Source organism: Rhodopseudomonas palustris, from assembly GCF_003031265.1.
Classification (GTDB): Bacteria; Pseudomonadota; Alphaproteobacteria; order Rhizobiales; family Xanthobacteraceae; genus Rhodopseudomonas; species Rhodopseudomonas palustris_H.
The window spans coordinates 4,914,863-4,926,441 of sequence record NZ_CP019966.1; the positions used below are offsets into that span (position 1 = coordinate 4,914,863).

Annotated in this window: 14 protein-coding genes and 2 tRNA genes; 4 read left to right on the forward strand and 12 right to left on the reverse strand. The window is 66.5% G+C overall.

What is annotated here, in order from left to right:
* Nucleotides 1-85: 85 nt before the first annotated feature.
* From RPPS3_RS22815 to RPPS3_RS22860, 10 genes are all read right to left on the reverse strand, one after another.
* Nucleotides 86-161: transfer RNA gene (locus RPPS3_RS22815), tRNA-Phe, on the reverse strand.
* Nucleotides 162-296: 135 nt separating this feature from the next.
* Nucleotides 297-479, reverse strand: a complete 183-nt coding sequence (gene yacG, locus RPPS3_RS22820) for a DNA gyrase inhibitor YacG (RefSeq protein WP_199852171.1) — start codon at nucleotides 477-479, stop codon at nucleotides 297-299.
* Nucleotides 469-1,092 carry a Maf-like protein gene (locus RPPS3_RS22825; protein WP_107346085.1) on the reverse strand — a complete coding sequence of 208 codons (624 nt, stop codon included), beginning with the start codon at nucleotides 1,090-1,092 and terminating at the stop codon, nucleotides 469-471. Before RPPS3_RS22825 ends, yacG begins: the two co-directional genes overlap by 11 nt.
* A gap of 96 nt (nucleotides 1,093-1,188) precedes the next feature.
* Complete coding sequence (locus RPPS3_RS22830; RefSeq protein ID WP_107346086.1) at nucleotides 1,189-2,355, reverse strand: AAA family ATPase; 1,167 nt, start codon at nucleotides 2,353-2,355, stop codon at nucleotides 1,189-1,191.
* A 323-nt stretch (nucleotides 2,356-2,678) separates the two neighbouring features.
* Complete coding sequence (locus tag RPPS3_RS22835) at nucleotides 2,679-3,146, reverse strand: low molecular weight phosphatase family protein (protein ID WP_107346743.1); 468 nt, start codon at nucleotides 3,144-3,146, stop codon at nucleotides 2,679-2,681.
* 58 nt (nucleotides 3,147-3,204) lie between these two features.
* On the reverse strand, nucleotides 3,205-3,696 hold the full coding sequence (locus tag RPPS3_RS22840; protein WP_011160062.1) for a UPF0262 family protein: 492 nt from the start codon (nucleotides 3,694-3,696) through the stop codon (nucleotides 3,205-3,207).
* A complete protein-coding gene (gene hisD / locus RPPS3_RS22845; protein WP_107346087.1) occupies nucleotides 3,693-4,988 on the reverse strand; it encodes a histidinol dehydrogenase in 1,296 nt (431 codons plus the stop codon). The genes RPPS3_RS22840 and hisD overlap by 4 nt, the downstream gene beginning before the upstream one ends.
* Nucleotides 4,989-5,112: 124 nt before the next feature.
* Nucleotides 5,113-5,568: a DUF2948 family protein gene (locus RPPS3_RS22850; protein WP_107346088.1), complete on the reverse strand. Its 456-nt coding sequence runs from the start codon at nucleotides 5,566-5,568 to the stop codon at nucleotides 5,113-5,115.
* 19 nt (nucleotides 5,569-5,587) lie between these two features.
* Nucleotides 5,588-6,877 carry a UDP-N-acetylglucosamine 1-carboxyvinyltransferase gene (gene murA, locus RPPS3_RS22855; RefSeq protein ID WP_107346089.1) on the reverse strand — a complete coding sequence of 430 codons (1,290 nt, stop codon included), beginning with the start codon at nucleotides 6,875-6,877 and terminating at the stop codon, nucleotides 5,588-5,590.
* A gap of 149 nt (nucleotides 6,878-7,026) precedes the next feature.
* Nucleotides 7,027-7,317: a DUF3551 domain-containing protein gene (locus RPPS3_RS22860; protein WP_107346744.1), complete on the reverse strand. Its 291-nt coding sequence runs from the start codon at nucleotides 7,315-7,317 to the stop codon at nucleotides 7,027-7,029.
* Nucleotides 7,318-7,556: 239 nt separating this feature from the next.
* On the opposite strand from RPPS3_RS22860, the gene RPPS3_RS22865 reads away from it, so the two are divergent.
* A complete protein-coding gene (locus tag RPPS3_RS22865) occupies nucleotides 7,557-7,844 on the forward strand; it encodes a hypothetical protein (RefSeq protein WP_107346090.1) in 288 nt (95 codons plus the stop codon).
* A 65-nt stretch (nucleotides 7,845-7,909) separates the two neighbouring features.
* Here RPPS3_RS22865 and RPPS3_RS22870 read toward each other — a convergent pair whose 3' ends face one another.
* Complete coding sequence (locus RPPS3_RS22870) at nucleotides 7,910-9,601, reverse strand: FAD-dependent oxidoreductase (RefSeq protein ID WP_107346091.1); 1,692 nt, start codon at nucleotides 9,599-9,601, stop codon at nucleotides 7,910-7,912.
* Between the two features lie 32 nt (nucleotides 9,602-9,633).
* Nucleotides 9,634-9,843: a hypothetical protein gene (locus tag RPPS3_RS22875; RefSeq protein ID WP_107346092.1), complete on the reverse strand. Its 210-nt coding sequence runs from the start codon at nucleotides 9,841-9,843 to the stop codon at nucleotides 9,634-9,636.
* A 74-nt stretch (nucleotides 9,844-9,917) separates the two neighbouring features.
* On the opposite strand from RPPS3_RS22875, the gene RPPS3_RS22880 reads away from it, so the two are divergent.
* The 3 genes from RPPS3_RS22880 (at nucleotide 9,918) to RPPS3_RS22890 (ending at nucleotide 11,563) form a co-directional block, all read left to right on the forward strand.
* On the forward strand, nucleotides 9,918-10,364 hold the full coding sequence (locus tag RPPS3_RS22880) for a nuclear transport factor 2 family protein (protein ID WP_107346093.1): 447 nt from the start codon (nucleotides 9,918-9,920) through the stop codon (nucleotides 10,362-10,364).
* A gap of 186 nt (nucleotides 10,365-10,550) precedes the next feature.
* Nucleotides 10,551-10,625 (forward strand) — tRNA-Thr (locus RPPS3_RS22885).
* A 92-nt stretch (nucleotides 10,626-10,717) separates the two neighbouring features.
* A complete protein-coding gene (locus RPPS3_RS22890; RefSeq protein WP_159060706.1) occupies nucleotides 10,718-11,563 on the forward strand; it encodes a hypothetical protein in 846 nt (281 codons plus the stop codon).
* Nucleotides 11,564-11,579: the final 16 nt, after the last annotated feature.

The following is an 11,579-nucleotide window of genomic DNA, read 5'->3' on the forward strand; positions in this document are numbered from 1 at the left end:
GTGACGTATACCTTTGCTGAGGAGCAGGCCGTCTACCACACTGATAGGGCTTAACTTATTGAAGGAATGGACGTCTTCAATAAAATGGTGCCCAGGGGCGGGATCGAACCACCGACACTGCGATTTTCAGTCGCATGCTCTACCAACTGAGCTACCTGGGCGTCGTCCGCCCGGTTCGAAACCGGGGGAGCGCCGGGTTATAGTCAGACACGGCGGCGCTGTCCACCCGTCGTGACGGTGTTTTGCCGGGGAAAAATTCACCGGATCGTCGCACAGCCGCCGCCCGGAATTCCGGCTCAATCCTCTTCGTCGTCGGCGGGCCGGCCGGGAATGGCATAGGAGCCGGACAGCCAGCGATTGAGGTCGACGTCGCGGCAGCGCTCGCTGCAGAACGGGTGCGATTCGGCGGTCGCCAGCTTGCCGCACACCGGGCAGGGCTTGGCGCCGCGTGCGGGCCGCTCGACCGGATCAGCCGGCATTGAGCCAGCCATGGCGGATCGGGAAGCCCTCGCCGCCGAGCAGCGAAATGGTCTCATACAGCGGCAGCCCGACCACGTTGGTGTAGGAGCCGACCAGCTTGACCACGAACGAGCCGGCGATGCCCTGCACCGCATAGCCGCCGGCCTTGCCGCGCCATTCGCCGGAGCCGACATAGCCGACGATGTCCTCTTCGGACAGCCGCTTGAACCGCACCCGGGTCTCGACCAGACGTTGCCGGAACGCCTCCTTGGGCGTGACCAGGCAGACGGCGGTATAGACGCGGTGATTACGCCCCGACAGCAGCCGCAGGCACTGCGAGGCTTCGTCGGTCAGCTCGGCCTTCGGCAGGATGCGGCGGCCGACCGCCACCACTGTGTCGGCGGCGAGCAGATACGAGCCGCGCAGATCGTCGTCGAGCTGGATCGACTGCAGCGCCGCCTCAGCCTTGGCGCGGGCCAGCCGGTTGGCGCAGGCGCGCGGCAGCTCGCCGCGGATCGGCGTTTCGTCAACGTCCGCCGGCCGCAGCGCATCGGGCTCGATGCCGGCCTGGTTGAGCAGCGCGAGCCGTCGCGGCGAGCCGGAGGCGAGAACGAGTTTGGGGCGGCCGAGCATGCGGAACTTTTGATTCGACGGGGTGGCGGGAGAGAGCGCGGAACCTATCGGAAGGCGAGTGCCGGGACAACAGGCGCCGGGCACAGAGCAGGACAGTCAACGCGCCGGCCAGTTCCAGGATGGACGCTCACCATCGCGGACCAGCGTCTCGCTCAGCTCTTTCTCGAGCACGATCTCGCGGCTGTCGGCCTCGCGGCGCAGCGCCGAGACCAGCCCGTCGGCATGCGACACCACAACGATCTGCGAGCGTGTCGCGGCTGCGGCGATCAACCGGGCCAGCGGCGCGAGCAGATCCGGGTGCAGGCTGGCCTCAGGCTCGTTGAGGATCATCAGCTCGGGCGGCCGCGGCGACAGCAGCGCGGCGACCAGCAGCAAATAGCGCAGCGTGCCGTCCGACAATTCCGCGGCTTTCAGCGGACGCAGCAGGCCGTGCTGCGCCATCGCCAGTTCGAAATAACCATCGGCCTCGGACACCTCCAGCCGCGCACGCGGAAAGGCATCGTCGATAGTGGCCGCAAGCGCCTCGTGATCGCCGATCTCCAGGATGGTCTGGATCGCTGCCGCCAGATCGGCACCGTCGCCGCCGAGCACCGGCGTGCGGGTGCCGATCTGCGGCCGCCGCGCCGGCGCATCGCGATCGGTACGCAGCTGATCGTAGAATCGCCAGTCTCGCATCCGATCGCGCAGCAGCAACAGCTCGAGCGCCTCGCGCGGATCGGCGCCGTGAGTCATCATGCTGTCGGCGGGGCTCAGCGACCGATACACCTCGCGCCACTGGCCGCCGTCATCGCGCACCCGCACGAACGGACCGCGCCGTTCGGCAAACGCGTTGGCGCGGCCGAGCAGTTCGCCGGTCCACACGCTCTCGACCTTGATCTCCGGATCGCGCGTGAACCTCGACGCGTGCGGCCCATCCGGCGGCGGCGGCAGGCCGAGATCAATCGCGTAGCCGTAATCCGGGCCAGAGAACCCGAGCTTGATTGCAATGCGGGTGCTGCGCGTCGTCCCCTGCACCGGATGAACGCCGCGTTTCATCGTGCGCGACAGCGTCTCGGGCCCGGCCCACAGCGTCGACGGCAAGCCGCCCTCGGCGGCCAGCGATTGAATCACCCGCCCCTGCGCGATCTCGGCGAGCAGCCGCAACGCGCGATACAGGCTCGACTTGCCGGTGCCGTTGGCGCCGGTGACGACATTCAGCGGCCCGAGCGACAGCCGAACATCACGCAGCGATCGATAGCCCGAGACAGCGAGACGCGTGATCATTGCGATTTCCGATCGTGTACTAGCGCTTGATGGATAGCAGATACCGAGCGAGCGGCCAAAGCACGGAGCCGCAGTCTGCGAAGTGGGCGCGCTTCTCTTTGCATGCTTGCGCCCTTCCCCCCGCGCGGAACGTCATTCCGGGGCGCTCGCGCAGCGAGCGAACCCGAAAGCTCGATGTGCAGGGGGGCCGTGATCCACAAGCTCGGGATTCCGGGGTCGCGCCTGGCGGCGCGCGGCGGATGACAGACGTGAAGAGGTGAGACTACTCAATGCGCAGCGCGAAACAGGGTAATGTTTGACCGGAACAGATCACCGGCTCACAACTACTCGTTCCCGCCGCTGTGGCGGCCGAAGCGTTTGTAGATGCGTTGCATCAGGGAGTCGGCGACTTCGCGGTAGGCGGCGAGCTTCTGTTCGCGGTTGCCTTCGGTGCCGGTGGGATCGTAGGTCGGCCAGTATTCGACGTCGACCGCGTGGGCACGGGTCAACTCCAGCGCCTTGTGGTGCGCCTCCGGCGACAGCGTGACGATCAGGTCGAAGTTCAGCCCCTCGTAATCGTCGAGCTCTTCGAGAGTGGTCGGCTTGTGCTTGGAGATGTCGAGACCGCGCTCGGCCATCACCGCCACGGCGAATGGATCGAGCTCGTGAGTCTTCACGCCGGCGGAGCGCACATACATCGTGCGCGGCGCGATGCCGCGCAGCATCGCTTCGGCCATCGGCGAGCGCACGCTGTTCATGCCGCAGGCGAACAGCACCGCGTGCGGCAGGCCGGTCCGCGACGGCGGTGTCATCACCATCGTCCGCCGCCGCTCGGCCCACGCCAGGTTGCCCCGCGCGCGCCGTGCATCATCAGCCCTTCCAGTGCAGCACGGAAATCAGCGTGAACAGCCGCCGCGCGGTCTCGAAATCGATACGGACCTTGCCGGCCAGCCGCTCCTGCAGCGTGCGCGAGCCTTCGTCGTGGATGCCGCGGCGGCCCATGTCGATGGCTTCGATCTTGTCGGGCGTGGCGGTGCGGATCGCCTGATAGTAGCTGTCGCAGATCATGAAGTAGTCCTTCACGATGCGGCGGAACGGCGTCAGCGACAGCAGATGGGTGATCACCGGCGCACCATCCTCGCGGCGGATGTCGAACATCAGCCGGTTGCCGGTGATGCCGATGTGCAGCGTGAACGGCCCCTCACCCGCGCCCTCGGGCGCGAACAGGTTCTTTTCGACCAGGTCGTAAATCGCGATGGCGCGCTCGTGCTCGATGTCCGGTCCCGAGCGCCCGATCGATTCCTCGTCGAGCGTCACCGCGACGATGCGATTGTTGGAATCGTCTGGTTCCGGATTGCTCATCGCTGATTCAGACGCAGTCCCACCGATCGCGCATGCGCGTCCAATCCTTCGGCCTTGCCGAGCGCCATCGCGGCCGGGCCGAGCGCGGCGAGCTGTTCGGGGCCGCACTTCAGGATCGAGGTGCGCTTCATGAAGTCGAGCACGCCGAGGCCCGACGAGAACCGCGCCGAGCGCGCGGTCGGCAGTACGTGATTGGAGCCGCCGACATAATCGCCGATCGCTTCCGGCGTATGGCCGCCGAGGAAGATCGCGCCGGCGTTGCGAACCTTGGCGGCGAACGCTTCCGGATCGGCGGTCATGATCTCGAGATGCTCGGCCGCAATCGCGTTGGCGAGCGGGATCGCGTCGTCGAGCTTGGCGACCTTGATGATGGCGCCGAACTCGTCCCACGAGGCGCGCGCGATCTTGACCCGCGACAGCGTGTTGAGCTGCGCCGCGACCGCGCGTTCGACGTCGGCGGCGAGCACCGCGCTATCGGTAATCAGAATCGATTGCGCATTGGCGTCGTGCTCGGCCTGCGCCAGCAGATCGGCCGCGATCCAATCCGGATTGGCGGTCTTGTCGGCGACCACGACGACTTCCGACGGGCCGGCGATCATGTCGATGCCGACGCGGCCGAACACCAGGCGCTTGGCAGCGGCCACATAGGCGTTGCCGGGGCCGACGATCTTGGCAACCGGCTGAATCGTCGCGGTGCCATAGGCCAGCGCGGCCACCGCCTGGGCGCCGCCGATGCGGTAGATCTCGGTCGCACCGCCGAGCTTCGCCGCAGCCAGCACCAGCGGATTGAGCGTGCCGCCGGGCGACGGCACCACCATCACCACACGCTCCACCCCGGCAACCTTAGCCGGAATCGCATTCATCAGCACCGACGACGGATAGGCCGCGGTGCCGCCGGGCACGTACAGGCCGACCGCTTCGATCGGGCTCCAGCGCCAGCCGAGCTCGACACCGAGCGGATCGGTGAAGCGATCGTCCTTCGGCAGCTGCCGGCGATGGAAGAACTCGATGCGGTCACGCGCCAGCTTCAGCGCGTCGACCGTCTCGGAATCGCACGCCTTCACGGCGGCTTCGACCTCGTCCTCGCTGATCCGCATGCCGGCGGCATCCAGCGTCAGCCGGTCGAACTTCTCGGTCGCCTCGAGCAGGGCAGCGTCGCCGCGATGCGCCACATCGTCGACGATGGCGCGGGTGGCGGCCTCGATATCCGCCGCGACCTCCCGCTTCATCGCCAGGAAGGCTTTGAATTTGGAAGCAAAATCGGGACTGGCGTTATCGAGACGAAGGGGCATGTCGATTGATCCGGCAGGCGGCTGCGGCGGGGCGGCCTCTGCTCAATGGCGCGGCGCCTTACCGCCGTCAACCCTCATAACCTGCGGGGTTTGGCGGACACCGCGGAGCGACCCTGCAGCGCACTCAGCCGAGTCCACCGAGGTTTTCCGGCGGAGCCTCGCCATCGCCGACGCCGAGCGCGTCCGGACCGAGATCGGTCAGGGCGCATTCGAGGCATTCGACGTCGAGGCGCAGCATGCCGCCGCGGGAGAACATCAGCACCACGCTGCCGCCGGGCGGCTCCGGCGCGATGTAAAATTCGAGGCCGATCAATTCGAGCGCCTCATCCTTGGCGTTCATGTCGATCGCGCGCGACTTGCAGGCCAGCACGCGCTCGAACCGCAGCGCCGCGATCAAGCGGCCGGGGACCGGTTCGCCCGACAGCGTCTGCTCCCAGTCGAGCCGGTGGAGGCCGATCACCAGGCGCTTCTCGGCCTGGCGCCAGACGATATCGCCGATCTCGACCCGGGCGTCCTGCACATGCGCGGAGATCACCGCAAGATCGTCGGGATCGAAGGCAAGCAGCTTGAGATCGCCCACGGCCGGCCCCTTCGCGGCGTCAGCCGCTGATGCGCTCGATATTCGCGCCGCAGGCCGACAGCTTCTCTTCGAGCCGTTCGAAACCGCGGTCGAGATGATAGATGCGGTTGACCATGGTCTCGCCTTCGGCGGCGAGCGCCGCGATCACCAGCGACACCGAGGCACGCAGGTCGGTCGCCATCACCGGTGCGCCGCGCAGCCGATCAACGCCGTCGATGGTCGCGGTCTCGCCGTCGAGCGAGATCTTGGCGCCGAACCGCGCCAGCTCCTGGACGTGCATGAAACGGTTTTCGAAGATCGTCTCGGTGATGTGCGAGGCGCCCTTGGCGCGGGTCATCAGCGCCATCAGCTGCGCCTGCAGATCGGTCGGGAAGCCCGGGAACGGCGCGGTGGTGACGGTCACCGGGCTGATGCCGGCGCCGTTGCGCGAAACCTTGATGCCGTCGTTGTTGACCGTGATGGTGGCGCCAGCCTGGCTCAGCACGTCGAGCGCCGCCTGCAGCAGCTCGGGACGGGCACCGGAGAGCTGGACCTCGCCGCCGGCCATCGCCACCGCCATCGCATAGGTGCCGGTCTCGATCCGGTCCGGCAGCACGGTGTGGCGTGCGCCGTGCAGCTTGGCGACGCCCTCTATGGTGATGCGCGGCGTGCCGGCGCCGGTGATCTTGGCGCCCATCTTGTTGAGGCAGTCGGCGACGTCGACGATCTCCGGCTCGCAGGCGGCGTTGTCGATGATGGTGGTGCCCTTGGCGAGCGCCGCCGCCATCACCGCCACATGGGTGCCGCTGACCGTGACCTTGGGAAACGTGATGGTCGCGCCTTTGAGGCCGCCCGGCGCCTTGGCGATGACGTAGCCGCCGTCGATCGTGATCTCGGCGCCGAGCTTTTCCAACGCCATGATCAACAGGTCGACCGGCCGGGTGCCGATCGCACAGCCGCCCGGCAGCGACACCTTTGCTTCATGCATCCGCGCCACCAGCGGCGCGATCACCCAGAAGCTGGCGCGCATCTTCGACACCAGATCATAGGGCGCGGTGGTGTCGACGATGGTCTTGGCGGAGATGTGCAGGGTCTGGCCCTGATATTCATGATCGCCCGGGCGCTTGCCCGCCGCCATGATGTCGAGCCCATGGTTGCCGAGGATCCGCTGCAGCAGCGCGACGTCGGCGAGCCGCGGCACATTGTCGAGGATCAGGGTCTCGTCGGTGAGCAGGGCCGCGATCATCAGGGGCAGCGCCGCGTTCTTGGCCCCCGAAATCGGGATAGTGCCCCGCAACTCGTTGCCGCCGATGATCTTGATCCGATCCATGCCGATTCCCGCTGATTTGCTGTGGAATTATACGGCAGGAGCGCCGCCCGTGGCAAAAGCGTGGAATTTGAGGCGATTTCAAGGGCGGGGCGGTCGCGGCAGGCCCTGAGCGGCCTGCCGGCTTTGTCGACGAGGGGCCGAAATCCGCCTTACCAGCGCTGGCCGTAGGTCCGGTAGTCGCGGTGGCGCGGCTCGCGGAACGCAGCCCGCGGGTTGACGATGCAATCGGCCAGCCGGCCCGAGGCAGCGGCCCGGCACTGCCCATACGAGGCGTAATTGCAGTCGCCCGGATAGCCGTAGCCGGGCGAGGTCAGGCAGTAGGGATAGTCGCGCGCTTCAGCCGGGGTTGCCGCCGAGAACAGACCGGCACCGGCAAGGACGGCGGCGAACGCGAGGGCGGCTGTGCGCGGCGTCGCGCCACTCTTCAATTTCGATAGCATTCCTTGATCCTCCGTGATCTGCCGCACCAACCGAGCTTCGGCTTTGTCGTTCCTGCTCGGCGAATGGTTCGCAGCACCGTGATAGCAGCGCAAGCTTCGGCCGCCGCCCCGCATCACGTTTTGATACCACGAGTTTTGCCGATGTGACCGCATTCCGTCGTGCGCGCCGGAACGACGTCGCTAGGCCGCGGTTGGTGAGCCAGTCGGTGCAATCGCACCATTCACCCGATGGAGGTTCTATGACATCCCGACTGACTCGATTGACTGGTGTTGCTGCCGCCGCGCTGCTGGCGACCACGATGGCCGCGGCTGCGCAGAGCCAGACCGATTCCCGCGGCAACGCGATGGGCTCGCAGAACGTCGGCAACGGCGCCCCGCACACCGCCACGATGGCCCCCGGCACCACAACCGGCATGGGCGGCAAGGGCATGAACGGCGCCAATCATCCCACCCCGTCCTCGACCCAAGGCGACACCGGCCCGCGCGGCAACAACAACGGCACGATCAGCGGCAACGCCGGCCGCTAACCGCTCAGGCGGACCGGATTACTTCAGAGCCCTGGCTTCGGCCGGGGCTCTTTTCGTTGGTGGGATCAACCGGCCAGATAGCTGTGCAGCGCGGCGACCACCTGGGCGCCCTCGCCGATCGCGCCGCCCACCCGCTTGACTGAGCCGGAACGGACGTCGCCGACCGCGAACACGCCGGGCACCGAAGTCTCCAGCGCCTGCGCCGGCCGCTGGCCTTCATCCGCCAACGGCCCGCCGGTGACGACGAAGCCGGCGCGATCCAGCGTCACGCCGCAGCCGTCGAGCCAGCCGGTCGCCGGATCGGCGCCGACGAACAGAAACAGATTGCTGACCGCCATAGTACGGTCCTCGCCGGAGAGCCGGCTGCGCAGTGTCGCCTGCCTCAGGCCGGTTTCGGGGGAACCATCGAGCGCCACCACCTCGGTGTTGAATACCAGCTCGATGTTCGGCGTCGATTCGATCCGCTCGATCAGATAGCGCGACATGCTGGCGGCAAGCCCGCCGCCGCGAACCACCATGTGCACGCGCGCGGCGTGGCCGGACAGAAACACCGCGGCCTGCCCGGCCGAATTGCCGCCCCCGACCAGGATCACGTCCTGCTGCTTGCACAGCCGCGCCTCGATCGGCGAAGCCCAGTAGTACACGCCGCGGCCTTCGAACTCGGGCAGCCGCTCGATCTGCGGCCGGCGATAGCGTGCACCGCTGGCGACCACGATGGCTCGGGCGCGCAGCTCGCCGCCGTCGTCGAGCGCCAGCTTGAAGGTGCCGTCATTGCAGCCGCAGACCAGCGACTTCACCTCGGTCGGGATCATGATATCGGCGCCGAATTTCTGCGCCTGATTGTAGGCGCGCGCGGTCAGCGCCATGCCGGAAATGCCGGTCGGGAAACCGAGATAGTTTTCGATCCGCGCGCTGGCGCCGGCCTGGCCCCCGAACGCGCGCTGATCGCACACCGCGACGGCCAGCCCCTCGGAAGCGGCGTACACCGCGGTCGACAACCCTGCCGGCCCCGAGCCGACGATCGCAACGTCGTACAGCTTGGAGCGATCGATGTGGCCGTTCATCCCCATCGCCCGCGCCAGCTCGGCCTCGCTGGGGTTGCGCAGCACCGTACCGTCCGGCGTCACCACCAGCGGAAGATCGCGCGGCGCCGGCGAATAGCGCGCCACCAGCTCGGCGGCGTCGTGATCGTTCGCAGGATCGAGCAGATGATGCGGCCAGCCGTTGCGGGTGAGGAAGCCCATCAGCCGCACCGCGTCCGACGCATTGGCAGAGCCGATCAGCACCGGGCCGCCGACGCCGCCCTGGATCAGATTGACCCGGCGCAGGATCAGCGCCCGCATGATCCGCTCGCCGAGATCTGCCTCGGCAACGAGAAGACCGCGCAGCCGATCCGGCGGGATCAAAAGACATTCGACCTCACCCTCGGCGATGCCGTCCACCAGCGCGACGCGGCCGGACAGCTGGCCGATCTCGGCCAGGAACTGCCCGGGCCCCTGCTCGGCCACCGGGGTGATGTGGCCGAGGCCGTCGCGCTGGCTGACCGCGACATGGCCGGACAGCACCACGAACATCCCCGGACCGGGCTGGCCGGTCTCGAACAGCCGCGCGCCGTCGGCATAGCGCCGCACCTCACCGAACCGCCGGATGCGATCGATCTCGGCCGGTGTCAGCTCCGGAAAGGTCTGATCGTGGCGATCGACCGGCCTGACCTGAGAGGCATCCGGCCGGTCGTTCTCAGAACTGGAATCCGCCATGCCTCTGCCTCTTCGCTTGGTCGCGCCGGTTGTCAGTCGCCGCCAGCATCACCGCGCTGGCTGGCGGTATCATGACCGCCGGTATCCGGCGTGTCTTGCACGATCGCGACAGGGCGTGCGGGCTCCGGCTCGGCGCGGCCGCGGGCCTGCGCTTTGCGGCGCTTCAGATTGGCGCGCAGCGCCTCGGCCAGCCGCTGCTCGCGACCAGAGCCTCGCGGGGGCGAATTCTGCATATCGGCCATGGTGAATACTGCTGAACTCTCGGTTCCATTGTTCGACATAATGGCTTCGGCATGTTGCCGCGAGTGAGACAGCCATGACAATCGAGGTTTCGGGGATCGCCCCGGCTGCGCAGCGCACGCTGGCGGTCTGGCACGACGTGTTCGTCAGCCGGGACTGCGACCGGATGCGGCCGCTGCTCGCCGAAACGGTCGTGCTGCATTCCCCGGTGGTGCGGTCGCCGATCGTTGGCCGCGCCGCCTGCCTGCTGGTTCTGTGCACCGTCTCCAGCATTTTTCAAGGGTTTCGCTACCATCGCACCTACGTTGGCGGTTCACAGGAGGTCGCACTGGAATTCAGCGCCGCGATCGACAGCTGGGATCTCAAGGGCATCGACCTGATGCACTTCAACGACGACGGCGAAATCGCCGAATTCGAGGTCCTGATCCGCCCGTTGCGAGCGCTGTCGGCGCTCGGCGAGGAAATCGGCCGCCGCATCGGGCCTCAGCTCGTGCAGATCAAGCGCGGCGATCCGGTCCGCTGACCCTGGTTGGCGAGGGCTAGAGCCCGCCAGCCGGCGAGCGGCTCGGATGCTGCGACCAATTCGCGAACCTCATGGCCGGTTTTTCCCCGGCATCCGGCGCGATCCGCTTGCGCCGGCGGATGCCCTGTGGCAAGGAACGGCCGCGCCGCGCGGGAGCCCCACTGGCTGATTCCCCGCCCGGTCGATGCTGCCGTAGCTCAGTGGTAGAGCACTCCCTTGGTAAGGGAGAGGTCGACAGTTCAATCCTGTCCGGCAGCACCAGCCATCCCCCTGATACTGTTGATTTTGTTGAATTTCATGGCTTGGGTGTCACGCAAAAGTGTCACGCAACTATGGTTTCACTGCGGTTCAAAATGGCCAAACGAGCTGGCTCGTCTATCCCTCAATTTCGTGTCGCCATCGATCGAGACGTTCTTCCTGCACTGCGAGGCAAGAAGGTCTTGTTCTACCTCTCCGAGACAGCCGGACCGCCGTTCATTGCGGTGGCGAAAATCGGCAAAGAGATTCAGTTCTCTTACAGGACCAAGGACACATATGTTGCGAAGGCTCGGGAGCTTGATGCCCTCCGGCATCTGAACAGATTGATCGCACTTACGAGAACCGAGCCCGTCCATCTATCTCATCGAGCCCTGAACGCTTACGCCGGCGAAGTGTACCGGCTTTACGTCAAAGCTCATTACGAGAATCCTGGCGAAACGATCCATGTTCGCTACCACAAGGCGCTGCATCGCGCCGTCATGCAAGGCCGGATAGCCACTCCACCGCCCGCATTACTCAACACGGAAGATGCCACTGTTGCCGTCGATATGCTCGGCACGGGCGATTTGACGGCCGCAGTTGACGCTCTTCCTCCAGGCCAACACGACGGGCTTGAGGATCGCTTCGGCCTGTTGGCTGACTGGGTGTTGATCACGCACCAGATAAATTTAGCGCCAGAGCTTCGGCGGAAGTTCTTGCAGCTTGTCGCACAAGCGTCGCTTGATGCCGGCTGGCAGATACGACGTTTCAGTGAGAACGATTATAGCGACGACCCTAACGCCAAGAGGTTTCCTCCGATTGATGCGATGCCCCCCCCGCCACCCCTCGACAGACAATCACGGGCCTGTTCGAGTCGTGGTGGGAGGTATCGAAGACCCGCAATCTCAGGTGCGACGACTCCTATCGCAAATCAGCCCAAATTAGATATCTCGCAGAACTAGAAGTTGCTCCGGTTGG